Origin of the sequence: Thiobacillus denitrificans DSM 12475, from assembly GCF_000376425.1 — a bacterium.
Lineage (GTDB): Bacteria > Pseudomonadota > Gammaproteobacteria > Burkholderiales > Thiobacillaceae > Thiobacillus > Thiobacillus denitrificans.
The window spans coordinates 131,231-155,158 of the sequence record NZ_AQWL01000006.1 but is presented as its reverse complement, the minus strand read 5'-3'; the positions used below and the strand labels follow the sequence as shown (position 1 = coordinate 155,158).

General features: G+C 64.8%; 23 protein-coding genes. 17 read left to right on the top strand and 6 right to left on the bottom strand.

Translation table 11 applies throughout. The features are described from left to right. The first annotated feature begins 23 nt into the window (after positions 1-23). Genes B059_RS0111540 through mpl form a run of 3 tightly spaced genes read left to right on the top strand, consistent with a single transcriptional unit; the run spans position 24 to position 4,032 of the window. Complete coding sequence (locus tag B059_RS0111540) at positions 24-653, top strand: response regulator transcription factor (RefSeq protein WP_018078412.1); 630 nt, start codon at positions 24-26, stop codon at positions 651-653. Next, a complete protein-coding gene (locus B059_RS0111535; RefSeq protein ID WP_018078411.1) occupies positions 643-2,577 on the top strand; it encodes a hybrid sensor histidine kinase/response regulator in 1,935 nt (644 codons plus the stop codon). The genes B059_RS0111540 and B059_RS0111535 overlap by 11 nt, the downstream gene beginning before the upstream one ends. 54 nt (positions 2,578-2,631) lie before the next feature. After that, complete coding sequence (gene mpl / locus B059_RS0111530) at positions 2,632-4,032, top strand: UDP-N-acetylmuramate:L-alanyl-gamma-D-glutamyl-meso-diaminopimelate ligase (RefSeq protein WP_018078410.1); 1,401 nt, start codon at positions 2,632-2,634, stop codon at positions 4,030-4,032. Positions 4,033-4,075: 43 nt separating this feature from the next. Here the strand turns inward: mpl and cynS are convergent, their stop codons facing one another. Beyond that, complete coding sequence (gene cynS, locus B059_RS0111525) at positions 4,076-4,519, bottom strand: cyanase (RefSeq protein ID WP_018078409.1); 444 nt, start codon at positions 4,517-4,519, stop codon at positions 4,076-4,078. Positions 4,520-4,955: 436 nt separating this feature from the next. Here cynS and B059_RS0111520 point away from each other — a divergent pair, with 436 nt between their 5' ends. From B059_RS0111520 to B059_RS0111500, 5 genes are all read left to right on the top strand, one after another. Further along, positions 4,956-5,348, top strand: a complete 393-nt coding sequence (locus B059_RS0111520; RefSeq protein ID WP_018078408.1) for a DUF302 domain-containing protein — start codon at positions 4,956-4,958, stop codon at positions 5,346-5,348. A 110-nt stretch (positions 5,349-5,458) separates the two neighbouring features. Further along, positions 5,459-6,016: a YqiA/YcfP family alpha/beta fold hydrolase gene (locus B059_RS0111515; protein WP_018078407.1), complete on the top strand. Its 558-nt coding sequence runs from the start codon at positions 5,459-5,461 to the stop codon at positions 6,014-6,016. 6 nt (positions 6,017-6,022) lie between these two features. Continuing rightward, entirely contained in the window at positions 6,023-7,891 is a 1,869-nt protein-coding gene (locus B059_RS0111510; RefSeq protein ID WP_018078406.1) for a ribonuclease catalytic domain-containing protein, read from the top strand. Positions 7,892-7,977: 86 nt separating this feature from the next. Continuing rightward, entirely contained in the window at positions 7,978-8,814 is an 837-nt protein-coding gene (locus tag B059_RS0111505; RefSeq protein WP_018078405.1) for an energy transducer TonB, read from the top strand. Positions 8,815-9,043: 229 nt separating this feature from the next. Further along, positions 9,044-10,057 carry a class 1 fructose-bisphosphatase gene (locus B059_RS0111500; protein ID WP_018078404.1) on the top strand — a complete coding sequence of 338 codons (1,014 nt, stop codon included), beginning with the start codon at positions 9,044-9,046 and terminating at the stop codon, positions 10,055-10,057. Positions 10,058-10,132: 75 nt separating this feature from the next. Here the strand turns inward: B059_RS0111500 and B059_RS0111495 are convergent, their stop codons facing one another. Both B059_RS0111495 and B059_RS0111490 read right to left on the bottom strand, forming a co-directional pair. Next, complete coding sequence (locus B059_RS0111495) at positions 10,133-12,244, bottom strand: putative bifunctional diguanylate cyclase/phosphodiesterase (protein ID WP_026177472.1); 2,112 nt, start codon at positions 12,242-12,244, stop codon at positions 10,133-10,135. 377 nt (positions 12,245-12,621) lie between these two features. Next, positions 12,622-14,058, bottom strand: a complete 1,437-nt coding sequence (locus B059_RS0111490) for a cryptochrome/photolyase family protein (protein WP_026177471.1) — start codon at positions 14,056-14,058, stop codon at positions 12,622-12,624. 94 nt (positions 14,059-14,152) lie between these two features. Here B059_RS0111490 and B059_RS0111485 point away from each other — a divergent pair, with 94 nt between their 5' ends. From B059_RS0111485 to lnt, 6 genes are read left to right on the top strand one after another with little or no spacing between them, the layout of a single operon-like run. Further along, complete coding sequence (locus B059_RS0111485; RefSeq protein WP_018078401.1) at positions 14,153-14,710, top strand: YqgE/AlgH family protein; 558 nt, start codon at positions 14,153-14,155, stop codon at positions 14,708-14,710. After that, positions 14,707-15,144, top strand: coding sequence for a Holliday junction resolvase RuvX (gene ruvX / locus B059_RS0111480; protein ID WP_018078400.1), 438 nt, complete (start codon positions 14,707-14,709; stop codon positions 15,142-15,144). The genes B059_RS0111485 and ruvX overlap by 4 nt, the downstream gene beginning before the upstream one ends. Further along, positions 15,125-15,619, top strand: a complete 495-nt coding sequence (gene pyrR, locus B059_RS0111475; protein ID WP_018078399.1) for a bifunctional pyr operon transcriptional regulator/uracil phosphoribosyltransferase PyrR — start codon at positions 15,125-15,127, stop codon at positions 15,617-15,619. The genes ruvX and pyrR overlap by 20 nt, the downstream gene beginning before the upstream one ends. Next, positions 15,616-16,566 carry an aspartate carbamoyltransferase catalytic subunit gene (locus B059_RS0111470; RefSeq protein ID WP_018078398.1) on the top strand — a complete coding sequence of 317 codons (951 nt, stop codon included), beginning with the start codon at positions 15,616-15,618 and terminating at the stop codon, positions 16,564-16,566. Before pyrR ends, B059_RS0111470 begins: the two co-directional genes overlap by 4 nt. Next, positions 16,563-17,843 carry a dihydroorotase gene (locus tag B059_RS0111465; protein WP_018078397.1) on the top strand — a complete coding sequence of 427 codons (1,281 nt, stop codon included), beginning with the start codon at positions 16,563-16,565 and terminating at the stop codon, positions 17,841-17,843. The genes B059_RS0111470 and B059_RS0111465 overlap by 4 nt, the downstream gene beginning before the upstream one ends. A gap of 37 nt (positions 17,844-17,880) precedes the next feature. After that, entirely contained in the window at positions 17,881-19,392 is a 1,512-nt protein-coding gene (lnt, locus tag B059_RS0111460) for an apolipoprotein N-acyltransferase (RefSeq protein ID WP_018078396.1), read from the top strand. Here lnt and B059_RS0111455 read toward each other — a convergent pair. The 3 genes from B059_RS0111455 to coaBC form a co-directional block, all read right to left on the bottom strand. After that, positions 19,376-20,827, bottom strand: coding sequence for a GGDEF domain-containing protein (locus tag B059_RS0111455; protein WP_018078395.1), 1,452 nt, complete (start codon positions 20,825-20,827; stop codon positions 19,376-19,378). The genes lnt and B059_RS0111455 overlap by 17 nt on opposite strands. Positions 20,828-21,010: 183 nt before the next feature. Next, positions 21,011-21,451, bottom strand: a complete 441-nt coding sequence (dut, locus tag B059_RS0111450; protein WP_211206905.1) for a dUTP diphosphatase — start codon at positions 21,449-21,451, stop codon at positions 21,011-21,013. Positions 21,452-21,473: 22 nt separating this feature from the next. After that, positions 21,474-22,673: a bifunctional phosphopantothenoylcysteine decarboxylase/phosphopantothenate--cysteine ligase CoaBC gene (gene coaBC, locus B059_RS0111445; protein ID WP_018078393.1), complete on the bottom strand. Its 1,200-nt coding sequence runs from the start codon at positions 22,671-22,673 to the stop codon at positions 21,474-21,476. A 34-nt stretch (positions 22,674-22,707) separates the two neighbouring features. Here coaBC and radC point away from each other — a divergent pair, with 34 nt between their 5' ends. The 3 genes from radC (at position 22,708) to rpmG (ending at position 23,911) form a co-directional block, all read left to right on the top strand. After that, complete coding sequence (gene radC, locus B059_RS0111440) at positions 22,708-23,382, top strand: RadC family protein (RefSeq protein WP_018078392.1); 675 nt, start codon at positions 22,708-22,710, stop codon at positions 23,380-23,382. 113 nt (positions 23,383-23,495) lie between these two features. Continuing rightward, entirely contained in the window at positions 23,496-23,732 is a 237-nt protein-coding gene (rpmB, locus tag B059_RS0111435) for a 50S ribosomal protein L28 (RefSeq protein ID WP_011313101.1), read from the top strand. Between the two features lie 11 nt (positions 23,733-23,743). Then, on the top strand, positions 23,744-23,911 hold the full coding sequence (gene rpmG, locus B059_RS0111430) for a 50S ribosomal protein L33 (RefSeq protein WP_011313102.1): 168 nt from the start codon (positions 23,744-23,746) through the stop codon (positions 23,909-23,911). Positions 23,912-23,928 lie beyond the last annotated feature (17 nt).

Sequence of the window (23,928 nt, the reverse complement as noted above, 5' to 3'; positions counted from 1 at the left end):
CCTGCAGCGCAGGGAGCGCCCTTATGAAAATCCTTTTGGCCGACGACCATCCGCTGGTGCGCGAGGGGGTGCGGCAGGTGCTGGCCCAACTGGAACCGCCGGTCGAAATCCTCGACGCCCACGACTACCCCAGCCTGTTTGCGCGAGCCGCCCGGCATTCCGACCTCGATCTGGCGCTGGTCGACCTGAACATGCCGGGCTTCGCCGGAACACAGGGTATTACGCAGTTTTGCAGCCGCTTCCCGGATATTCCACTGATGGTATTGTCGGCGTCGGAATCGCCGCACGACGTCCACCACGCGCTGGAAGCCGGCGCGCTCGGCTACATTCCCAAGGCGGCCTCTACCGCGGTCATGCTGGCCGCGGTACGGCAGGTGCTGTCAGGGGGCATCTATGTACCGACCGGCCTGAGCGGCCTGCACCCGGTGGGTCCCCCCGGTTTCGGGGCCCTGCAGCACAGCGGACTGACGGTGCGCCAGCTTGAAGTGGCGCGCCTGCTGGCGCAAGGCTGCGCCAACAAGACCATCGCCGACATGCTGGCCATGTCGGAAAGCACGGTGAAAGTGCACATTGCGGCGATTTTCCGCGTCTTCAACGCCAGCAACCGGACCGAGGCCGTGCTCGCCATTCAACGTCTGCCGCATGCGCCCTGAGCGCATCGCGAGATTTTTGCGCAGCCTGTTCGAGCGCCCGTTGCTGACCAGCATCCGCAGCCGGATACTGGTCATTGCATTGTTGCCCGCCCTGCTGGCCGAATTCGGGATGGTGACGCACTTCACCACCCAGGCTCTTGCCACCGCCGAACACACCCTCCATGTCCGTGCCGCCAACGCGGCCCGCCACCTGGCCGACGCCTTGCCCGATGCACTGGCAAACGGAGACACGGCGCGGGTGCACAGCCTGCTCCAAATCGAGGCCGTCAACAGCCAGCTGTCCTTTGCCAGGGTCGCCGACGCACACGGCAACCCCATCGCCAGCACCGGCAGTCCCCCGCGCATGGCCCACCCGGATGAACATCACCGGCAACACGCCGCGATTCGTTTGCCTGCCGCCGAGTTGCCCGCCGCCGCCCTGGCTGCCATCCCTGCCGCGCCCGATGGCGGCCTGCTGGGGCAGGTTGAAGTCGGCGTATCGCTCGGCCAGATCGGTGTCTTCAGGCGCGATTCGCTGATCCATGCCGCACTGTTGATGCTGGCGGCACTGGCGCTCACCGGCGCACTGGCGTGGCGGCTGTCCAACCGGCTGGCCGGGCAGTTGCGGCATGTCGGGCATGTCGTGGGGCGACTGGGGTGCGACGACCTCACGGTGCGCACGCGACTGCCGCCGCAAGGCGAAGTCGGTATGCTGGCAGCCGGAATCAACAACATGGCCGAAGCCTTGCAGGCACATCGCGACGAACTGGAAAAACGCATCCGCGATGCCACCGCCGATCTCGCCACGAGAAAGGAGATGGCCGAGCGTGCCAACCAGGCCAAATCGCGTTTCTTCGCTGCCGCCAGCCACGACCTGCGGCAGCCGCTGCACGCACTGTCGCTGTTTGTCGCGGCGTTGAAAATGCGTAACCAGCCACCTGAAGCGCAAACCCTGATCGACAACATCGCAGCATCCACTGCGGCGATGGAACTGCTGTTCAATGCGCTGCTGGATATTTCGCGGCTGGACGCCGGTGTCATCGAAGCACATCCGGTGCATTTCCCGCTGCAGAAAATGCTGCTCGATCTCAACCATCAGTTCAGCGCGGTGGCGGCGGAAAAGCAGCTGCACCTGCGTTTCCGCCCGTGCGACGTCACCCTCTACAGCGACCCGCTGCTGATCGAGCGCATTCTGGCCAATCTGATCGCCAACGCCATCCGCTATACCGACGACGGCGGCATCCTGGTAGGCTGCCGCCGCCGCGGCCGCATGGTGCGCATCAGCGTGATCGACACCGGCCGCGGCATCCCGCCCGAGCAGCAGGAAAGCGTGTTCCACGAATTCGTGCAACTGCACAATCCGGCACGCGACCGCAGCAAAGGGCTGGGGCTCGGGCTCGCCATCGTCTCGCGTCTGGGACGGCTGCTGGGGCATCGGGTGGAATTGCGTTCGCGCCCCGACCACGGCTCGATGTTCAGCGTCGACGTACCGTGCGGCGATGCCCACCTGGTCCAGCCGCCCACTGCCGCCAGCGCACCCGGGCAAATCCCCGCCGATGCGCTGGTGCTGCTGGTGGACGACGAAAGCGCGATCCTGCGCGGCATGGCCGAGCTGTTCGACAACTGGAACATCGATCTGGTCACCGCCCACAGCGCCGCCGAAGCGGTGCAATGGCTCGACAGCATCGGCCGCGTGCCCGACATCATCGTGTCGGACTACCGCCTGCCCGACGACAGCGACGGCATCGAGGTCATCGCCCGCCTGCGGCAAAAATTCGGCTGCGACATCCCGGCCATCCTGGTCACCGGCGATACGGCGCCCGACACCATCCTGCGCATCAGCCGCGCCGGATTTCCGCTGCTGCACAAGCCGCTGCGCCCGGCCAAACTGCGCGCCCTGCTCACCCACCTGATCCAGCAGGCGCGCGCCGCCGCCGTGGGATAATCCACCGCGCTCCACCTCTTGAACCTTGTCTCTTGAACCTTGCCTCTTAAAACCATGCACCTCCATATCCTCGGCATCTGCGGCACCTTCATGGGCGGCGTCGCCGCCATCGCGCGCGCAGCCGGCCACACCGTCACCGGCTGCGACGCCAACGTCTATCCGCCGATGTCCGACCAGCTACGCGCGCTCGGCATCGACCTCATCGAGGGCTACGGCGCCAACCAGGCCGACCTCAAGGCCGATGTTTTCGTCGTCGGCAACGTCGTCACCCGCGGCAATCCTCTGATGGAGGCCATCCTCGAGCGCGGGCTGCCCTACACCTCGGGCCCGCAGTGGCTGGCCGACAATGTCCTGCGCGACAAGTGGGTGCTCGCCGTCGCCGGTACCCACGGCAAGACCACCACCTCCGCGATGCTGGCGTGGATCCTCGACGATGCGCGCCTGCGTCCAGGCTTCCTCATCGGCGGCGTGCCGCAGAATTTCGAAGTCTCCGCGCGGCTTACCGACAGCCCCTTCTTCGTCATCGAGGCCGACGAATACGACACCGCCTTCTTCGACAAGCGCTCCAAGTTCGTCCACTACCGTCCCCGCACCGCCATCCTCAACAACCTCGAATACGACCACGCCGACATCTTCCCCGACCTCGCCGCCATCGAGACCCAGTTCCACCACCTGCTGCGCACCGTACCCGGCAACGGCCTCATCGTCGCCAACGGCCGCGAAGCCAGTCTCGAGCGCGTGTTCGAGCGCGGCTTGTGGACCCCGGTGGAACGCTTCGGCAGCAGCGGCGGCTGGACCGCCGGCGAGGCCGATGTCCAGGGCAGCTTCGACGTTTTCTTCAACAGCGCCCGGCAGGGCCGGGTGAACTGGGAACTGCTGGGCGAGCACAACCGCATGAACGCACTCGCCGCCATCGCCGCCGCGCGCCACGCCGGCGTGCCCGCCGCCGCCGCGATCGACGCCTTGAGCCGCTTCGAGAACGTCAAGCGCCGCATGGAAATCCGCGGCGCGGTGCACGGCATCACCGTCTACGACGACTTCGCCCACCACCCCACCGCCATCGCCACCACCGTCGAAGGCCTGCGGGCAAAGGTCGGGCGCGCGCGCATCCTTGCCGTGCTGGAGCCGCGCTCCAACACCATGAAACTCGGCGTGATGAAAGCGCAACTGCCCGCCAGCCTCAGTGACGCCGACCAGGTCTACTGCTACGGCGCCACCCTCGGCTGGGATGCCGCCGAAGTGCTGGCCCCGCTGGGGGCCAAGGCACGCGTGTTCGACAACCTCGACAAACTCGTCAGCCAGCTGCTGCAAGACACCCGCCCCGGCGACCACGTGCTGATGATGAGCAACGGCGGCTTCGGCGGCATCCACGCCAAGCTGCTGGACACGCTGCGCCACCACTATCACGAGGATATTGTGCTGACGCCGATGCATCGGTATGGGGGGTATGCGTAAGCGTGCATAGCCCCTCTCCCGCAAGCGGGTGAGGGGCCTTTTTTCAGTACATCTTGTACGGCAAAAACTTCCCGTTCAAAACAATCTTTACCCGATCCCCTTTCGGGTCCTCCACCCGCGAGATATCCATCGAAAAATCGATCGCGCTCATGATGCCGTCGCCGAATTCCTCGTGGATCAGCGACTTGATCGTGGTGCCGTACACCATGATCAGCTCGTAGAAGCGATAGAGCAGCGGATCGGCAGGAACAGCGGTCGGCAGGCTGCCCTTGTACGGCACCCACTGCAATTGGTCGACGGCTTCGGGCGGCAAGCCCAGCAGCTTGCCGACGGTGGCGGCCTGTTTCTTGTCGAGCGTCATCTGGCCGAGCAGGGCGGCGGTTGTCCATTCCTTGCTCTGGCCGACCTTCTTGGCGATATCGGCCCATTTGAGGCCTTTCTTGTGCTTGGCAGCGAGGATGAGGTCGGTGATTTCAGTGCGGGTCATGATGAGGGTCCTTATGCTTGACGAGGTGGATGAAACTGCCGGCGAACGGCAGGGGGTTCCCTTTCGGGTTGGCTTGACTCAGCAGAGTCGAATGGATTGTCCGGGCCGGACATAGGCGCTCCTGTCGAATTAAAAACAGGCTTCACACGTCCGTATGCACCATGTTTTATCGCATTACGCCCCAATCCAGTGCATGCGTCCGCTCCGGTTCGTTGCGCGCTTCTCGCGCTTTCGCCTGAAGCGGCGCGCCTTTGGATGCGAGATTCGGCGTTGCGTCGGGTTTCGCCGTATGCTCACACAGGAAGTGTGCCAGCATGCCCGGCCACGCCAATACGATGCCTGCCATTTATAGCCCTGGCGAGCACGCATTTGTGCGGGCGCTGTGCGGGTTCGATAATGCCGGTCTTAGTCTGCCACAGCCCGCTCTGGAGAAGACATGATCCACTTTGCCGTTTCGCTCAGCGTCCCCGAGGCCGCCGAAAAACTCATCGCCACGATTGCGGCCTACCCGATGGGCCTGGTCGCGCACATCAACGGCCAGGCCAACTGCGCCCAGAAAGGTATCGCGGTGCCGGCCGACCAGATCCTCGAAGTATTCCGCCCCGACTATGCCGTCAAGGTGTGGGCTACCGACAAAACCGCCGGCATCGATATCCCTCTGCGCATTCATCTGTATGCAGAAAACGGTCTGACCTGGGTTGCCCACCGCCCGGCTTCCCGCGTGTTCCAGCCTTACGCCAACCTGCAGCTCGACGGCCTGGGCAGTGAACTAGACGCCATTTTCAGCCAGCTGCTAGCCGCGCTCGACGCGTGGCGACTGCCATCATGAATCTTCCCCGGGTACCCGCCCTCACCGTTTCCGCAGAGGGAGCGGCGGCGCGTGACCGGTTCGACCCTCGACAATTTCTGTTATCCCGGCCGCCCCGGTAAAATCCGCGGATGATCGCCTACCTCCACGGATTCAACTCCTCCCCCGCGTCCGGCAAGGCCCGCCAGCTCGGCGAGCACATAGCGGCTATCGGCCGGGCAGCCGACTACTATTGTCCGGCGCTGCCCAACAGCCCGCGCGAAGCCATCGCCCTGATTGAAGCGGAACTGGTGCCGCGCCGGCCTGGCCCGGTCACCCTGGTCGGCAGTTCGCTGGGCGGCTTCTACGCCACGTATCTGGCGGAAAAGCACGACTGGAAGGCAGTACTGGTCAATCCGGCGGTGCATGCGCATGTCCTGATGCGCGGCGCGCTCGGCCCGCAGACCAATTGGCACAGCGGCGAGAAATGGGAACTCACCGCGGCGCACCTGGCCGAACTCGCTGCGCTCGACGTGACCGCGATCACCCGCCCCGAACGCTATCTGCTGCTGGCGCAGACCGGCGACGAAGTGCTCGACTACCGCGATGCCGTCGCTTACTACGCGGGCGCCAGACAGATCATCGAGGACGGCGGCAACCACGGCTTCGCTGGGTTCGAGCGCCACTTCCAAACCATTCTGGATTTCTGATTTTTCATGCACCTCATTTTTGAAGAGGACGGCCATTTCAAGGCCGGCTCCATCCTGTCCGAAACCGACGCCACGGCGCAGGTGGAAACTGCATCCGGCAAGCGCAGCAAGATCAAGGCGGCCAATATCCTGTTGCGCTTTGCCACGCCTGCCCCTGCCGAGGTGATGGGCGAAGCCGAGACGCTGAGCGGCGACCTCGACGCCGACTTCCTGTGGGAGGCGGCGGGCAGCGACGAATTCGGCTTCGAACAGCTGGCGCGAGAGTATTACGGCCACGCGCCAACGCCACCGGAAGCGGTGGCGCTGCTGCTGAAGCTGCACGCCTCGCCGATCTATTTCCACAAGAAGGGCCGCGGCCGCTACCGCCCGGCACCCGCCGAGACGCTGGCGGCAGCCAAGGCCGGGCTGAAGAAGAAGCGGCTGGCGGCGGAAAGGCAGGCGCATCTGGCGGCCGAACTCGCAGCCTTCCGGCTGCCGCCCGAATACGCCTCGCTGATTCCGCGCATCCTTATCGCGCCGGACAAGAACACGCTGGAATACAAGGCGCTGGACGACGCGGCGACGGCCACGGGCTTGTCGCAACTGCGGCTGATCGAGCGCTGCGGCGCGATCCCGTCGACGCTCGACTTCCATCTGGCGAGCTTCCTACTGGAGTACTTTCCGCGCGGCACCGGCTTTGCGCCGGTGGCCGAGTCCATCGATCCGCCTGAACTCCCGCGCAGCCACGTGCGCGCGTTCTCAATGGACGACGAGGCGACCACCGAAATCGACGACGCATTGTCGGTAGAGTGGCTCGGCGACGGCCGCGTCCGCGTCGGCATCCACATCGCCGCGCCGGCGCTCGGCATCGCGCCCGGCTCGGAACTCGACCGGGTGGCGCGCGAACGGCTGTCGACCGTCTATTACCCCGGCGACAAGATCACCATGCTGCCGGAGGCGCTGATCCACCATTACACGCTGGGCGAGTCGCACGACTGCCCGGCGCTGTCGCTGTACGTCGACGTGGCCCCCGATCTGCGCGTACTCGGCACCGAGACCAAGCTGGAAATGGTGCACATCGCCGACAATCTGCGCCACGAGACACTCGAAGTTCAATTCAACGCCGACACCCTCGGCAACCCCACGGGCACGGATTATCCCTACCGCCGCGAACTGGTCTGGCTGTGGGATTTCGCCGCCGTGCTGGAAGCCGGGCGCGGCAAGGCCGACGCGGCCGACCGCGTCGATTACAGTTTCAAGCTCGACGGCGAACGCATCGACATCGTGCCGCGCAAGCGCGGCAGCCCGATCGACAAGGTGGTGTCGGAGCTGATGATTTTTGCCAATACGCACTGGGGTGGCTGGCTAGCGGAAAAGCGGGTGCCCGGCATTTACCGCGCGCAGGCGAACGGCAAGACGCGCATGACGACCGCGCCCGATCCGCATCAGGGCCTGGGCGTCGACCAGTACGCGTGGTCGACCTCGCCGCTGCGGCGCTACGTCGACCTGGTCAACCAGCGCCAGTTGATTTCGCTGGCGCAGCAGACCGACCCGGTGTACCCGCCACGCAGCGAGCAGCTGTTTTCGGTGGTGCGCGAATTCGAGCTGGCCTACGACGCCTACAACGACTTTCAGCGCCGCCTGGAGCGCTACTGGATGCTGCGCTGGCTGATCCAGGAAAACGTGAGCGAGGTGACCGCCAACGTGATCCGCGAGGATCTGGTGCGCTTCGACAGCTTGCCGATGGTGACGCGCGCGCCGTCGGTGGCCGGCATCGTGCCGGGGGCTAAAGTACGGCTGGCGATCTCGGATATCGATCTGCTCGACATCAGCTTTCACGCCGAGTATCGGGAGACCCTGGATACGCCGCCTGACAGCGGCACCGCCCTTCCGTAGAATCGGGTTTCCCCTCATTTTTCGCTTGCATGGTGTCCGCCGCTTCGCCTCCTTCTCTCGCCAAACCCTCCAGGCAAGGCACGCGCATGGCGCTCGCCATGCTGGCTTCGGCAGCGCTGCACGGCATGCTGCTGTCGACCCAGATCGTGCACATCAACCCGCGCCTGTTCGAGGACACCAGCGTGCCGATGGAGGTGGTGCTGGTCAACGCCAGAAGCGCGGAATCGCCGCTCAGCCCCGACGCGCTGGCGCAGGTGAACCTGGCGGGCGGCGGCAACACCGACGAAGAGCGGCGGCAGAAAAGCCCACTGCCCGCCAGCAGCGAAACCCAGACAGGCAGCGAAGAAAGGATGCTGCAGGCGCGCGTGGCCGAACTGGAACAGCAGGCCAGAACCCTGTTGAGCCAGCTGCAGCCCGACGCCCAGCTGCAAGAGACGCCAGCGGCGGCGCCACCCGCTCCGGTTCAGCCCGTCATCGACACCAGCCAGCTCAATCAGCAGGCGCGCGAAATGGCGCAGCTGCAGGCGCGCATCTCGCAGCAGTGGGACGATTACCAGAAACGTCCCAAGCGCGCCTTCGTCGGCGCCAACGTCAAGGAATACGCGTTTGCGCGCTATGTCGAGGACTGGGTCGCCAAGGTCGAGCGCATCGGCAACGTCAACTATCCCGAAGCCGCGCGCCGCCAGGGCATATACGGCAGCCTCAAGCTCACCGTGTCGATCTACGCCGATGGCCGCATCGAAAAGATCGAAATCGATCGGCCATCCGGTTCCAAGATTCTCGATGCCGCCGCGGTCAGGATCGTCGAGCTCGCCTCGCCCTACGCCGCCTTCCCCGACGACATGCGCAAGAAAGCCGACATCCTGTCGATCACCCGTACCTGGACCTTCACCCGCTCGGATCAGCTCGTCGGCACTGACTGATTCCGTCGGCCGCAGCATGGTATACCGACGGCCCCCCGCCCCAAATCGGCAAATCCCGCAAGAACCTGTCGCACGCCACCCCGCCTGCCTGTCCGAATGGTGAGCCTCGGCCGGGACTTCCGTTCATCTCATCGTCCCGGACAAGGGATTGACTGTCTTTATCACGTGATAAAATGTTTGATTGTTCTAATATTTCCATTTGTTTATCCACTTTCTGGAGACCGTCATCATGCACACCGGCACCACCCTTACCCAGTTCATCATTGAAGAGCAGCGTCGCACCGCCGGCGCCACCGGCGATTTCACCTCGCTGCTGAACGACGTCGTCACTGCCTGCAAGGCGATTTCCAACGCGGTCAACAAGGGCGCGCTGCTGGGTGTGATGGGTTCGCTGGATTCCGAGAACGTGCAGGGCGAGACACAGAAGAAGCTCGACGTCATCACCAACGAGATCATGATCCGCTCCAACGAGTGGGCCGGCCACCTCGCCGGCATGGCGTCGGAAGAGATGGACGAGGTGTATGCCATTCCCGGCCAGTATCCGCTCGGCAAGTACCTGCTGGTTTTCGATCCGCTCGACGGCTCGTCGAACGTCGACGTCAACATCTCGGTCGGCACCATCTTCTCGATCCTCAAGGCCCCGGTTGCGGGCCGCGCCGCCAAGATGGAAGACTTTCTGCAAACCGGCACCCAGCAGGTCTGCGCCGGCTACGCGATCTACGGCTCCTCGACCATGCTGGTGCTGACCTTCGGCCACGGCACCAACGGCTTCACGCTCGACCGCGACGTCGGCGAGTTCGTGCTGACCCACCCCAATATGAAGATCCCCACCGAGACCAGGGAATTCGCGATCAACGCATCCAACATGCGCTTCTGGGAAAAGCCGGTGCAGCGCTATGTCGACGAGTGCCTGGCCGGCAAGACCGGGCCGCGCGGCAAGGATTTCAACATGCGCTGGGTCGCCTCGATGGTCGCCGAAGTGCACCGCATCCTCACCCGCGGCGGCATCTTCATGTACCCCAAGGACACCAAGGACCCCGCCAAGGCCGGCAAGCTGCGCCTGCTGTACGAAGCCAACCCGATGGCCTTCATCGTCGAGCAGGCCGGCGGCGCTGCCACCACCGGCTATCAGCGCATCCTCGACCTCGCTCCCGAAGGCCTGCACCAGCGCGTGCCGGTGATCCTCGGCTCCAAAACCGAGGTCGACACCGTGACCGGCTACCATCACGTAAAGGCCGCGTAAGCGCTCTGTCCGGGTTCGGATCGCGTTTTGCTGGAATGAAGAAGCCGGGCATGCCCGGCTTCTTCATTGGGGTTTCTACGCCGCCGCGCGGCGCAGACCGGCGCGCATCAGGCTGACGCAATCATCCGGCGGCAGTGGCCGGCTGAACAGATAGCCCTGGGTCTGGTCGCAGTGGTTGGCGCGCAGATAGGCCAGTTGAGCGTCCGTCTCGACGCCCTCCGCCACCACGGTCAGGTCCAGGCTTCGGGCCAGCGCGATGATGGTGCGTACGATGGCGGTGTCGTTTTCGTCGCCCGGAATGTCACGGATGAACGAACGGTCGATCTTCAGGCAGTGGATGGAAAACATCTTCAGGTAGTTCAGCGACGAATAGCCGGTGCCGAAATCGTCCACCGCGATGCGGATGCCCAGCTGCTCCAGTTCGGCCAGCACGCTGGCGGCGGCGGCCAGATTATCCATCAGGGACGACTCGGTGATTTCCAGTTCGAGCGCGGCGGGCGCCAGTCCGCTGTCGCTGAGCGCCGTGCTGATTTCCTCGGCCAGATGCCTCTGCCGGAACTGCCGCGTCGACAGGTTGACCGCCATGCTGCCGGCGGTGAGGCCGAGATCCTGCCACGCACGCATCTGGCGGCAGGCCTCGCGCAACACCCAGTCGCCGATCGGCAGGATCAAGCCACTCTGTTCGGCGACCGGAATGAACTCTTCCGGGCTGACTGCACCCAGTTCCGGCGACTGCCAGCGCAACAGCGCCTCCCAGCCCACCAGGCGACCGGACAGGATCTCCAGCTTGGGCTGGTAGTACAGCGCAAGCTCCTTGCGTTCCAGGGCATGTTTCAGGCGCGCTTCCAGCAGCACGCGGCGCTGGATTTCCTCCGACAGATCGCGGCTGAACACGGTCAGGCAGTCGCGTCCGGCCGATTTGGCGCGATGCAGGGCGAGGTCGGCATAGCGCATCAGGGCACTGGCCGATTCGCCGTCCGTCGGATAGATGACGATGCCCAGGCTGGCGCTGATCCCCAGCCGGTCGTTGCCCAGGTCGAACTCGCGCGTCATGGCCTGCAGCAGCGCCTGGCCCACCTGTCTGGCCCGCTCGACCGTTGCATTTTCCAGCAGGATCACGAACTCGTCGCCGCTGAAGCGGGCCATGAAGGCCGTTTTCGGCAGGCTGGCGCGGAGACGTCCGGCAACGGCCACCAGCAGCATATCGCCCTGTTCGTGGCCCAGCGTGTCGTTCACATTCTGGAAGTGATCCAGATCCAGCAACAGGACGGCGCAGGGCGCATCCTGGTGGGCGCGCACCAGCGCCAGATTGAGCTGCTCGTTGAATGCGGTGCGATTGGGCAGGCCGGTCAGGTCGTCATGGGTGAGCATGTGCCGCATCTGGCGGAATGGCCGGCTCACGGCATCGGCATAGATCGCGAGATAGAGGAAATAGTAGGCCACCGCCTTGTAGGCATGCCCCAGCAGATTGGCGGTGCTGCTCACCTCGACGTACACGATGAAGAACAGTTCGCCCGCAGCCATCAACAGCAAGGCCAGCATGAGGCTGCCGATATCGCAGTGGATCACCCGGTTGCGGCGCAGGGCCAGCACTCCGGCAATCGCCAGGTAGAAAATGAACACCCCCCATTCGAGCGCAAGCTTGAGTATCGTCAACCCCATGCCGGGCACGTACATGGCCGGCATGGCCTGCGGCGCAGCCAGAAAGCCATACGCGATCGCCCCCACCGTCAACAGCGTGGCGGCGAGGGCGAGACGCCGCATCGGGGCGCGCAGCGCAGGCGCCTCCGGAATCAGGATGTAGGCCAGAAGCCCCACGCCGGCGGCAATGCGGCCGCACAGCCAGAACAGGATCGATTTGTGGGGAGAGTTGGGGCTGACCAGATCCGGCATCCCGAGATAGGACAGGAAATGCAGCGTATCGAACAGCGCCACCGCCAGGAAGGTGCAGCCAAGCACGATGGAACGCACCGAGCGGATGGTTTCCTGCGCGCCATGGCCGGTAAAGAAGATCAGCGCTGCAATGACGACGGCAAAAATTTCCATCATCGAATGCGCCGCCAGGAAAGCCGGGGCCGAAATCACCAACTGGTTGGCCGGCACGGCCTGCCATAACAGCAGCGGGATGCTCGCGGCCAGCAACAGCATGCCGATGCGGCTGTGGGTGTCTTGTCCTGGCAATCGCATCAAGGCAGAGCGTCCTCTCTTGGCTGGAGGGTTGCACAATTGACTTTACTTAGCGCGGAAGCCATTTTGAATTTGTCCGCATTCTTCATTCTTCTCCGTCCAGCTCCCCGATATCGCCGGTACGGGCCGCACCCAGCCGGGGTACGGGTGCCATCTTAACGGAGCCGGAACGGCATACTTGAGCACACGCGCACGCTTGGGCAGCGATCGCCCCGGAGTCACGCACCGGGCGAGGTCGGCAACCGCTTGCCCCACTCCCAGCGCGATGCCCGCGGTCCCGTCGAAGGTTTTCCCCGGAACGAGACGCGGGGCCATGCGGAACTGAAACCGGGCGGCCGGGCGTTCCCCGCCCCTACCGGCCGAACGCCGGCCTGGCCCTATGCCGAACCTGCCGGCGCGGCTGTCTTGAACAGCGCCAGCGCCCGCACGCGCTGAACCGCATGATCGACGATGGGTGCGGGATAGGTCCGGCCGATGATCACGCCGGTGCGTGCCTGCTCACGGGCTGGCAAGGTCCACGGCGCGTGGATGAAGGAGTCCGGAACGGCCGCAAGCTCGGGCAGATAGCGGCGAATGAAACGGCCTTGCGGATCGAATTTTTCCGACTGGGTGACCGGATTGAAGATGCGAAACCACGGTTGGGCATCGCAGCCGACCGAGGCTGCCCACTGCCAGCCGCCGCTGTTAGCGGCGAGGTCGTAATCAAGCAGCCTGTCGGCGAAGTAGCGCTCGCCGAGGCGCCACTCGACCAGCAGATCCTTGGTCAGAAACGAGGCGGTGATCATACGCAGGCGGTTGTGCATGTAGCCGGTCTGGTTGAGCTGGCGCATCGCGGCATCGACCAGCGGGTAACCGGTGCGCGCGTCGCACCACGCCGCAAAATGGCCGGGGGGATTCGGCCACGGCAGTGCGTCGTGCTGCCGCTTGAAGCTATGCCCGCTGGCCACGTCGGGGCGGTGCCAGAGGATCTGATGATAGAAATCGCGCCAGATCAGTTCGGACAGCCAGGTTTGCGCGCCGCGCCCGCCTGCCTGCCAGGCCGCGGCGGCGAGCTGGCGGATGGACACCGTACCGAAGCGCAGATGGGCCGACAGATACGACACGCCTTTCACCGCTGGAAAGTCGCGCGTTTCCTGATAACGGTCGATGCGCTGCAGAAACTCGTCAAACAGGCGCGCACCGCCCGCCATGCCGGCAGGCAATTTGAGCGCGGCAAGCCCGGCTGGGGCAAACCCCATCTCCTGCAAGCTCGGGACGGCCGTCGACTGCGCGGCCAGCCGGCCAGCGTAGGCATCCACCGGATAGGCCTGCAGGCAAAACGGCGTCAGCATTTTCAGCCAGGCATTCTTGTAGGGGGTGAAGACACTGAAAGGCGTTCCGCTGGCGGTGAGCACTTCCTCGCGCTCAAAGATCACCGCATCCTTGTAGTGATGAGCCGCAATGCCGCGGCAGTGCAGCGCAGCCTCCACGGCGGCGTCGCGCGCCAGTGCGGCGGGGTCATCGTCGTGGTTGAAAAACACGGCGTCGGCCTGGAATTCGGCCGCCAGCTGCACGATTTCGTTGCGCGCGACGCCGTATCTGACGACGAGGCCGCCGCCGCGGGCTTGCAGAGCCTGCTGCAACTCGCCGACGCTGGCGTGGATGAACGCGACCCGGCGGTCGGACGCATCGGGGAGCGCATCCAGAATTTCCCGGTCGAAGATAAAGGCACAGACCACCTGCCGGGCATGCTTGAGCGCATGGAAAAGTGCGGCATGGTCGAAGTCGCGCAGATCGCGGCGAAACCAGACCAAGGCGCGAGTGTATTCAGGCATCGGGCGAACTGGCCGCTATAGTGTAAAAAGGGGGTAAGGGGCGCTTGTAGAAACGCCGGCTCGATTTGAGGCAGATTACAATGGGAAGGCAATCATGGATACCATCAACCTCACCCACCATTTCCTGATCGCCATGCCGGGCATGGTCGATCCCAATTTCAACGGCACGCTGACCTATATCTGCGACCACAGCGACCAGGGTGCGCTGGGCGTGGTGGTCAACCGGCCGATCGAACTGGACTTGTCGACCCTGTTCGAACAGATCGGGCTGTCCCTGCCGCAACGCCTGCACCGGAACACGGTTTATTTCGGCGGCCCGGTACAAACCGAACGCGGTTTTGTGCTGCACACGCCGCCGCTCACCTTCAGTTCCACCCTTACCGTCAATGACACCGTCAGCCTCACATCCTCGAAGGACGTGCTGGAAGCGGTGAGCCAGGACGCGGGGCCGGAAAAATTCATGGTATCGCTGGGTTATGCGGGCTGGTCGGCCGGCCAGCTGGAAGACGAAATCAAGCAGAACGCCTGGCTTTCGGTGGCTGCCGACCCACAGGTAATTTTTGACCTGGCACCCGAAGAACGCCTGTCCGCCGCAATGCGGCTCCTCGGCATCGACTTCGCCAGCCTCTCCGAAGAAGCCGGGCACGCTTGAGCTTCGCGGAAACCCATGGCACCGTGCTGGCCTTCGATCTCGGCCTGAAACGCACCGGCGTGGCGTCGGGCGAATTGTCGATCGGAATCGCGCATCCGCTTACCGTGATCCAGGCCGGTTCCAGCGAGGAGCGGCTCATCGCCATCGCCAGGCTGGTCGCCGAGTGGCGGCCGGTGTTGCTGGTGCTGGGGCTGCCCACCCACGCCGACGGCAGCGAACATGAAATGACACGGGTGGCCAAAAACTTCGCGCGCAAATTAGAATCGCGCTTCAACCTGCCGGTGTTCCTGGTTGACGAGCGCCACACCAGCACGGCGGCCGAATCCGAACTCCACGCGCGCGGCATCCACGGCAAGAAAAACAAGGCGCTGCTGGACGCCGTCGCCGCACAACTCATTCTGCAAGGGTTCTTCGATGCACGCCTCACTGCCTGACGCCAACACCCTGATAGTACGACTCGCCGCCGCCATTGCCCCCTCGCTCGCCCCCGACACCCTCATCGTCGGCATCCATACCGGCGGCGCATGGGTGGCCGAGCGCCTGCATGCGATGCTGCAGTGCAGCATGCCGCTCGGCACGCTCGACATTTCTTTCTACCGCGACGACTTTTCGCGCATCGGCCTGCATCCGCAGGTGAAACCGTCCAGTCTGCCGTTCGACCTGGAAGATCGTGCCATCCTGCTGGTCGACGATGTGCTGCACAGCGGGCGCACGGTGCGCGCGGCAATGAACGAACTGTTCGACTACGGCCGCCCGGCCTCGATCCGGCTGGCGGTGCTGGTAGACCGCGGCGGCCACGAGCTGCCGATCCGCCCGGATTTCGCCGGCCTCGTGCTCGACGTCCCCGAGCACCAGAACATCAATCTTTCGCGGCTGGACGACGGCCATCTGACCCTTTCGATTGCATGAACCCACAACTCACTGAAGACGGCAGGCTGCGCCACCTGCTCACGCTCGACGGCCTGCCGCGCGCCATCCTCACACAGATCCTCGACACCGCCGAATCCTTCATGGATGTCGGCGAGCGCGAGGTCAAGAAGGTCCCGCTGCTGCGCGGCAAATCGATCTTCAACCTGTTCTTCGAGCCATCGACGCGCACCCGCACCACCTTCGAGATCGCCGCCAAGCGGCTGTCCGCCGACGTGGTCAATCTCAATATCGCCACCTCCAGCCAGACCAAGGGCGAGGCGATTCTCGACACCGTCGACAATCTCGCCGCGATGCACGCCGACATGTTCATCGTGCGCCATGGGCAATCGGGCGCGGCGCACTTCATCGCGCGCCACGTCGCGCCGCACATCTCGGTGGTCAACGCCGGCGACGGCCGCCACGCACACCCGACACAGGGCCTGCTCGACATGTTCACCATCCGCCGCTACAAGGGCGAGTTTCACAACCTGACCGTGGCCATCGTCGGCGACGTGCTGCATTCGCGCGTGGCGCGCTCGCAGATCCACGCACTGACCACGCTGGGGGTGCCGGAAGTGCGCGTCATCGGGCCGAAAACCCTGCTCCCCACCGGGGTCGAGCAGATGGGCGTCAGGGTGTTCCACGACATGGAAGCCGGTCTGCGTGGCTGCGACGTCGTCATCATGCTGCGCCTGCAGAACGAGCGCATGAAGGGCGCGCTGCTGCCGAGTGCCCAGGAATACTTCAAGTTCTTCGGCCTGACGCCTGACAAGCTCGCGCTCGCCAAGGCCGATGCGATCGTGATGCACCCCGGGCCGATGAACCGCGGCGTGGAAATCGACTCCGAAGTGGCCGACGGCCCGCAGTCGGTGATCCTGCCGCAGGTGACCTACGGTATTGCGGTACGGATGGCGGTAATGGCGCTGCTGGCGGGGGGAACGGCATGAAAATCCTGATCAGGAACGGGCGCGTGATCGACCCGATGAGTACGCGCGACGAAGTCGCCGATGTCTACGTCGCCGCCGGCAAGATCGTCGGCATCGGCACTGCGCCCGCCGATTTCCACGCCAACCGCACGCTCGATGCCAGCGGCCTCGTCGTCTGTCCCGGCCTGGTGGATTTGTCGGTGCGCCTGCGCGAACCCGGCTTTGAATACCGCGCCACGCTGGAATCCGAAATGCTCGCCGCCGCCGCAGGCGGCATCACCTCGCTGGCCTGCCCGCCCGACACCGATCCGCCGCTGGATGAGCCGGGACTGGTGGAAATGCTGAAATTCCGCGCCAAGAATCTGCCGGGGCCACGTGTCTATCCGATCGGCGCCATGACGCAAAAACTCGAAGGCATGATGCTGACCGAGATGGCCGAACTGACCGAAGCGGGCTGCCGCGCCTTCACCCAGGCCGACGCACCGATGGCCAACAACCAGGTGCTGCTGCGCGCGATGGAATACGCCGCCACCTTCGGCTTCGTCCTCTGGCTGCGGCCACAGGATGTGTCGCTGGCGCGCGGCGGCGTGGCGCACGACGGTGCGGTCGCATCGCGGCTGGGGCTGCCCGGTATTCCCGTTCTGGCCGAGACGGTGGCGCTGGCAACGATTCTGCAACTGGCGCGCGAAACCGGCGCCCGCATCCATCTTGCCCGGCTGTCGGCGCGCGAGAGCATCGCGATGGTGCGCGCAGCCAAGGCGCAGGGTCTGGCGGTCACCTGCGACGTCGCCACGCCCCACGTGCACCTGTCGGAAAACGATCTCATCAGTTTCGACTCGCACCTGCATCTGGTGCCGCCACTGAGGAGCCTGCGTGACCGCGACGCCATCCGCGAGGCGCTGCGCGATGGGTCCATCGACGCGCTGTGCTCCGACCACACGCCGGTCGACGAAGACGCCAAGCAGGTACCGTTCGGCGAATCCGTGCCGGGTGCGTCCGGCGTCGAACTGCTGCTGCCGCTGACGCTGAAATGGGCGCGCGAGATGGGCGTGCCGCTGATGCAGGCGATCGATCTGATTTCATGGAAGCCGGCGCAGATCCTGGGTGTTCCCGGCGGCAATCTGGCGGTTGGCAGCTACGCCGACATCTGCATCTTCGACGAAACCGCCGACTGGGTCGTCACCCCCAAAGCCCTGGCCAGCCAGGGCGACAACACGCCCTTCCTCAACCACCCGATGCAGGGCCGGGTGCGCTACACGCTGATCGACGGCCATATCGATTTTGAAGCCCCGCACTGACCGACGCCGCGCCGTCGATGGCGGCTAGCTGGCCGTCATGCCGCGCGCCTCCTTTCCGATCCTGCTCGTCAGCCTGCTTGGCGGAGCGCTGGCCGTCGCCGGCTTCGCCCCGTTCGCGTTCTGGCCCTTGCCGGCGGCGAGCCTCGCCGTTCTGTTCGGGCTGCTGGCGCGTACGCCCTCGATGCGCACAGGCTTCCTCATCGGCCTGGCGTGGGGGCTGGGCTTTTTCATCGCCGGGGTGAGCTGGGTATTTGTCAGCCTGTCGGTATACGGCGGCATGGCAGCCTGGCTAGCGACGCTGGCAACCTTTTTGTTTTGCGCGTTCCTGGCGCTGTTCCCGGCCGCAGTCGGTGCCCTGCAGGCTTACCCCGAAGGACGCTGGCGCATCCCGCCGGCGCTGCGTTTGCTGGTGCTGATCCCGTTGCTGTGGAGCGTGTCGGAATGGGTGCGCGGCTGGATTTTCACCGGCTTTCCGTGGCTGGTGATGGGCTATTCGCAAGTGCCCGCCAGCCCGCTGGCGGGCTTCGCGCCGCTGTTCGGCGTGTATGGCGTGTCGTTCCTGCTGGCGCTTGCGGCGGCAGGGCTGGCATGGATGTTGACCAGCCCGCGCCGCACGAGGCCGAAATTATGGGTGGCAGCCTGTCTCGTGGCGCTGACGGCCGGCGGCCAAGGCTTGCGCGGAATCATGTGGACCACACCGGACGGAGCACCGACAACGGTCGCGCTGCTGCAAGGCAACATCCCGCAGGACATGAAATGGCAGCCGGAAAAAACCCGCGCCACCCTGGAAGGCTACGCGCGCATGGCGGCCGCCTCGCCCGCGCAGCTGATCGTGCTGCCGGAAACCGCGCTGCCGCTGTTCGAAGCCGACCTCCCCGCCAGCTATCGCGCTGCACTGACGTCGATCGGCCGGAAAAACGGCGGCGACGTGCTGGCCGGACTGCCGACCGGCTCGCCGCAGGGCGCCTACTACAACAGCGCGATCAGCCTCGGCAGCGCGCCCAGCCAGCACTATCACAAAGTGCATCTGGTGCCGTTCGGCGAAACCATTCCGCTGAAGGCCGTGTGGGGCTGGATCATTCAGGTGCTGCACATTCCACTGTCGGATTTTGCGCGCGGCGCGATCGACCAGCGTCCGCTCGCCATCGGCGGCCAGCGGGTGGCGGTCAACATCTGCTACGAGGACGCTTTCGGCGAGGAAATTATCCGCCAGCTTCCCGAAGCGAGCGTACTGGTGAACATGAGCAATCTGGCCTGGTTCGGCGATTCGTTCGCACCCTGGCAGCATGCGCAGATGTCGCAGATGCGCGCGCTGGAAAGCGGGCGCATGATGCTGCGCGCCACCAATACCGGGGTCACCGCGATCATCGATGCAAAAGGCCGTGTGCTGGCCAGCCTGCCGCTGTTTACGGCGGGCCGTCTTTCCGGCGAAATCCAGGCTTATGCCGGCAGTACGCCCTATGTGCGCTGGGGCAATGCGCCGGTGCTGGCGTTATGGGGCACTCTGGGCATCGCCCTGCTGGCGGCCAGGCTCAGGCGGCGGCCCTGATCCGCGTGGCATTGCGGCCGCCACGCTTGGCTTCCAGCAATGCCGCATCGGCGCGCGCCAGCGCTTCGTTCTCTTCCTTGTCGTCGCGGCTGTATTCGGACAAGCCGCCGCTCCACGACAATTTCTGCGTCACCCCGGGAATGAGTTCCACGCTTTCCGGCATGTTGGCGCGTAGACGCTCGGCCAGTTCCTGCGCACGGTCTAGCGGGGTATAGGGGAACAGCACGCAGAATTCGTCGCCACCCAGGCGGGCGATGAAATCGCTGTTGCGAAGGCAGGTCTTGAGCGCATTGCCGAACTTGATGATGAGCTGATCGCCTGCCTCGTGGCCGAAGGTATCGTTGACCTGTTTGAAATTGTCGATGTCGAGGATCAACAGGCTGTGCGACCAGCCATCCTTCATGCTGGCGAACAATTCCTTTTGCTTTTCATCGAAGCTGCGCCGGTTGTTGACTTGTGACAGGTGATCGATCCGCGCCAGCGACGTCGCCTCCTTCTGCCGCCCCAGCATCACCCTGCCAAGCTTCTGCATGGTCTCGAGCGGTGTCTGGAATTCCATCAGGCTGACCGGATAGTGGGTACGCAAGCGCTGCTGACGCAGGTCGTTGGTGAATTTCACCAGCATGCGCAGATTGTCGCTGACGCGGTTGCGTACCGCCAGAATGGTGGCCATCACCAGAATGGCGATGATCAGGCTGGCTACCAGCCAGCCCAGCACATAGGGCACCACGCTTTCAACCACCGGCGTGACGGGGCGCCACACGGCGATCTGCCACGGCGTTCCCGCCAGCGCGATCTGGGTAGGCTGGGCATGACGCTTGATCGCCTGGTTTCCGCGCCGCATCAGCACCACCGACGCATCACCCGTCTGGTTTTGCTGCAGCTCGGCGTAGGCGGCGGCATCCGGCAGTGGCAGGGTGTCGAACAGGGCCTGCAGCTGCGGCACGCTCTGCTCGACGATGACGACCCCCAGCCGTTTGCCGTCGCTGTCCACCACCGGATGCGACAGCGAAAGATTGAAGGTGGCGGTGGCCGTCGCTCCCGTGCCGCCGCGGCCGGCGCTGCTGGCCAGCAGCCGCCGGGTGTCGCCGGGCAGGAAACCCGGCAGCAGCTGACGCTGGCCTTCGGTGACGAACAGCACGGTGGCGTCCTGATTCAAGGCATACAGGTTGACGGCCTGGGTCTGGCACACGTCCGGCTCGGCGCTGACGAAGCACGCCAGCGTCTGCGGGTGGGCGGCGATACGCGCCGCACTGCGCTGCATGGCCTCGGCCAGGAACTCGATCTGTGCGGCCATCACCGGCTTGTCGAACTCTTCTTGCGCGGATTGCGCCTGCGGCCTCGACTGGTAAATCGCGAACGTGGCGAGCCCCGCCAGCAGCACCAGAGCTGTGGCAAGGATCAGGCCAAACCGCAATACGGACGTGTGGGACATGACGGATGCGCCAGCAGGCTCAACCTCTTGGATTTATTATTTCCGCAATGGCTGGCCCCGATTTCGCTCCGGTAAGCCAGCCGACATGGCACTTACCCAGCAAAATCCATGCCCCGGCGTATCGACGCCCTAGCAGCCCAGCCGACCCGGCGCCCGAACGATCCCGTGTAAGAAAATCCGACGCTACTGCCGGCCCGTGCTGCCGAACCCGCCTTCGCCACGCTGACTGGCTTCGAAGTCGTCCACCAGATTGAATTCGGCCTGCATCACCGGCACGATAACGAGCTGGGCCAGCCGTTCCAGCGGCGTGAGCTCGAACGCCTGCTGGCTGCGGTTCCAGGCGGAAACCATGAGCTGGCCTTGATAATCCGAGTCGATCAGCCCCACCAGATTGCCCAGCACGATACCGTGTTTGTGGCCGAGGCCGGAGCGCGGCAGGATCAGCGCTGCATAGCCGGGGTCGGCCAGATGGATGGCAAGTCCGGTGGGGACCAGCCGGGTTTCTCCGGGTGAAAGCATGATCGGCGCATCGATGCAGGCGCGCAGATCGAGCCCGGCGGAACCGGCCGTGGCGTAATGCGGCAGTTGATCGCGCAGGCGAGCGTCGAGAATCTTCACATCCATCTTCATATTCGTCGGGATTTCGTCAGTTGAGCAGGGTTGCAAGGTGCCGGATCAGGTGGCGCGCCTGGGAAAGTTTGCCGGCACGCGGCAGCGGATGCCGGCCGCGGTCATCGAACAGCACCAGTTCGGCGTTGTCCTGTCCCAGCGTGTCCTGCGCCAGGTTGCCGACCAGCAGTGGCAGCTTTTTACGGATACGTTTGGCTTCGGCATGCTCGTCCAGGCGCTCGGTCTCGGCGGCGAAGCCCACGCAAAACGGAGCGCCGGGCAAAGCGGCGACTTCGGCCAGGATGTCGGGATTGGCGATCAGATGTAGGGTCAGTCCGGCATCGCTTTTCTTGAGCTTCTGCGCCGCGGCGGCATCCACCCGGTAATCGGCCACCGCTGCCACCGCAATGAACACATCGCCGGGCAATTCACGCAGTACCGCGGCGCGCATCTCGGCCGCGCTTTGCACGTCGACACGGCGCACGCCCGCCGGCGCGGCAAGGCAGGTCGGCCCCGACACCAGGCACACCTCGGCGCCGGCCTCGGCTGCCGCCTGCGCCACCGCATAGCCCATCTTGCCGGAGCTCAGATTGGTCAGCCCACGCACCGGGTCGATCGGCTCGAAGGTGGGGCCCGCTGTGATCAGGACCCGTTTTCCCGCCAGCGCGCCTGCCCCCAGGGGCAGCGCGGCCAGGATCTCGGCTGGTTCCAGCATCCGTCCCGGTCCCATTTCACCGCAGGCCTGCTCGCCCGCGGCCGGCCCCAGCACGCTCACGCCATCCGCGCGCAACTGCGCCAGATTGCGCTGGGTCGGTGCGGCCGCCCACATTTCCCGGTTCATCGCCGGCGCAACGGCAAGCCCGCAGGTGCGCGCCAGACACAGGGTCGACAGCAGGTCGTCGGCACGTCCGTGCACGAGCTTGGCGAGGAAATCGGCCGCGGCCGGCGCCACCAGCAGCAGGTCGGCATCGCGCGACAGGTGGATGTGCGCCATGCCGTCGCCGCCGGCGGCGTCCCACAGCGAAGTCAGCACCGGTTTGCCGGACAGCGCCTGAAACGTCAGCGGCGTGACGAACTGCTGCGCGGCGGCCGTCATCACCACCTGAACGTCGGCGCCAGCCTTGATCAGCAGACGGCACAGTTCCGCCGCCTTATAGGCGGCGATGCCGCCGGTCACGCCGAGAATGATTTTTTTGTGCGCCAGCGACACGGTCTCGATTCCCTGCCCGCTTTCCATGAAAATGGCACATTCTACGGGAGGGGGAAGGATCATGGCGATTCGAGACTGGCCGGAAGACGCGCGGCCGCGCGAGAAGCTGTTGAAACAGGGGGCCGCAACCCTGACCGACGCCGAGTTGGTTGCGGTATTTCTGCGTACCGGCGTGGTTGGCAAAAGTGCGGTCGATCTCGGGCGCGAACTGATCGGGCGTTTCGGCAGCCTCGGCGGCCTGTGCCGCGCCGACAAGAAATCGGCCTGCGAAGCCCCCGGCGTGGGCGAAGCCAAATATGCGCTGTTGCAGGCGGTAATGGAAATGGCGCGGCGCACCCTGGCCGAGGACATGCAGGCGGGCGACGCGCTGACATCTCCCGCTGCCGTGCGCGACTATCTGCGGCTGATCCTGCGCGCCAGGGAGTATGAAGTGTTTTGCTGCGTATTTCTCGACGCGCAAAACCGGGTGATCGCGGTGGAAGAGCTATTTCGCGGCACGCTGACGCAAACCAGCGTCTACCCGCGCGAGATCATCAAGCGCGCACTGGCGCACAACGCCGCCGCCCTGATCCTGGCGCACAACCACCCCAGCGGGGTGGCCGAACCGAGCCAGGCCGACCGCAGCCTCACCCGGCAGCTGGCAAATGCGCTGGCGTTGGTGGACATCCGCGTACTCGACCACTTCATCGTCGCCGGCGCGTCCTCGCTTTCGTTCATGGAAGCGGGCCATCTCTGAGCCCGCCCGAACTTGCCTCGCGTCAGCGAGCTGTGGTATAAATCGCGGTTCTCGGGTTAACCCTTTCGTTAACCCTCACCGGTTAACCCTCAATTTCTTTCTGGAGCAGCATCATGGCTCGCGTATGTGTCGTGACGGGCAAGAAGCCCATGGTCGGGAACAACGTTTCCCACGCCAACAACAAAACCAAGCGTCGTTTCCTGCCCAACCTGCAATACCGCCGGTTCTGGGTCGAGAGCGAAAACCGCTGGGTTCGTCTGCGTCTGTCCAATGCTGCGCTCCGCACCATCGACAAGAACGGCATCGAGTCCGTCCTGGCCGACCTGCGCGCCCGCGGCGAAGCCGTTTAAGGAGTTAGATCATGGCAAAAGGCGGACGCGAAAAAATCAAGCTGGAGTCCACTGCGGGCACCGGCCACTTCTATACCACCACCAAGAACAAGAAGACCATGCCCGAGAAAATGGAGATCAGCAAGTTCGATCCCAAGGCTCGCAAGCATGTGATGTACAAGGAAACCAAGCTGAAGTAACCCAGCCGGTCGACCAA

What these genes read in the sequence shown, in the direction of transcription:
- B059_RS0111540 (WP_018078412.1), top strand. Translation starts at nt 24, where the DNA reads ATGAAAATCCTTTTGGCCGACGACCATCCGCTGGTGCGCGAGGGGGTG.
- B059_RS0111535 (WP_018078411.1), top strand. Translation starts at nt 643, where the DNA reads ATGCGCCCTGAGCGCATCGCGAGATTTTTGCGCAGCCTGTTCGAGCGC.
- mpl (WP_018078410.1), top strand. Translation starts at nt 2,632, where the DNA reads ATGCACCTCCATATCCTCGGCATCTGCGGCACCTTCATGGGCGGCGTC.
- cynS (WP_018078409.1), bottom strand. Translation starts at nt 4,519, where the DNA reads ATGACCCGCACTGAAATCACCGACCTCATCCTCGCTGCCAAGCACAAG.
- B059_RS0111520 (WP_018078408.1), top strand. Translation starts at nt 4,956, where the DNA reads ATGATCCACTTTGCCGTTTCGCTCAGCGTCCCCGAGGCCGCCGAAAAA.
- B059_RS0111515 (WP_018078407.1), top strand. Translation starts at nt 5,459, where the DNA reads ATGATCGCCTACCTCCACGGATTCAACTCCTCCCCCGCGTCCGGCAAG.
- B059_RS0111510 (WP_018078406.1), top strand. Translation starts at nt 6,023, where the DNA reads ATGCACCTCATTTTTGAAGAGGACGGCCATTTCAAGGCCGGCTCCATC.
- B059_RS0111505 (WP_018078405.1), top strand. Translation starts at nt 7,978, where the DNA reads ATGGCGCTCGCCATGCTGGCTTCGGCAGCGCTGCACGGCATGCTGCTG.
- B059_RS0111500 (WP_018078404.1), top strand. Translation starts at nt 9,044, where the DNA reads ATGCACACCGGCACCACCCTTACCCAGTTCATCATTGAAGAGCAGCGT.
- B059_RS0111495 (WP_026177472.1), bottom strand. Translation starts at nt 12,244, where the DNA reads ATGCGATTGCCAGGACAAGACACCCACAGCCGCATCGGCATGCTGTTG.
- B059_RS0111490 (WP_026177471.1), bottom strand. Translation starts at nt 14,058, where the DNA reads ATGCCTGAATACACTCGCGCCTTGGTCTGGTTTCGCCGCGATCTGCGC.
- B059_RS0111485 (WP_018078401.1), top strand. Translation starts at nt 14,153, where the DNA reads ATGGATACCATCAACCTCACCCACCATTTCCTGATCGCCATGCCGGGC.
- pyrR (WP_018078399.1), top strand. Translation starts at nt 15,125, where the DNA reads ATGCACGCCTCACTGCCTGACGCCAACACCCTGATAGTACGACTCGCC.
- B059_RS0111470 (WP_018078398.1), top strand. Translation starts at nt 15,616, where the DNA reads ATGAACCCACAACTCACTGAAGACGGCAGGCTGCGCCACCTGCTCACG.
- B059_RS0111465 (WP_018078397.1), top strand. Translation starts at nt 16,563, where the DNA reads ATGAAAATCCTGATCAGGAACGGGCGCGTGATCGACCCGATGAGTACG.
- lnt (WP_018078396.1), top strand. Translation starts at nt 17,881, where the DNA reads ATGCCGCGCGCCTCCTTTCCGATCCTGCTCGTCAGCCTGCTTGGCGGA.
- B059_RS0111455 (WP_018078395.1), bottom strand. Translation starts at nt 20,827, where the DNA reads ATGTCCCACACGTCCGTATTGCGGTTTGGCCTGATCCTTGCCACAGCT.
- dut (WP_211206905.1), bottom strand. Translation starts at nt 21,451, where the DNA reads ATGGATGTGAAGATTCTCGACGCTCGCCTGCGCGATCAACTGCCGCAT.
- coaBC (WP_018078393.1), bottom strand. Translation starts at nt 22,673, where the DNA reads ATGGAAAGCGGGCAGGGAATCGAGACCGTGTCGCTGGCGCACAAAAAA.
- radC (WP_018078392.1), top strand. Translation starts at nt 22,708, where the DNA reads ATGGCGATTCGAGACTGGCCGGAAGACGCGCGGCCGCGCGAGAAGCTG.
- rpmB (WP_011313101.1), top strand. Translation starts at nt 23,496, where the DNA reads ATGGCTCGCGTATGTGTCGTGACGGGCAAGAAGCCCATGGTCGGGAAC.
- rpmG (WP_011313102.1), top strand. Translation starts at nt 23,744, where the DNA reads ATGGCAAAAGGCGGACGCGAAAAAATCAAGCTGGAGTCCACTGCGGGC.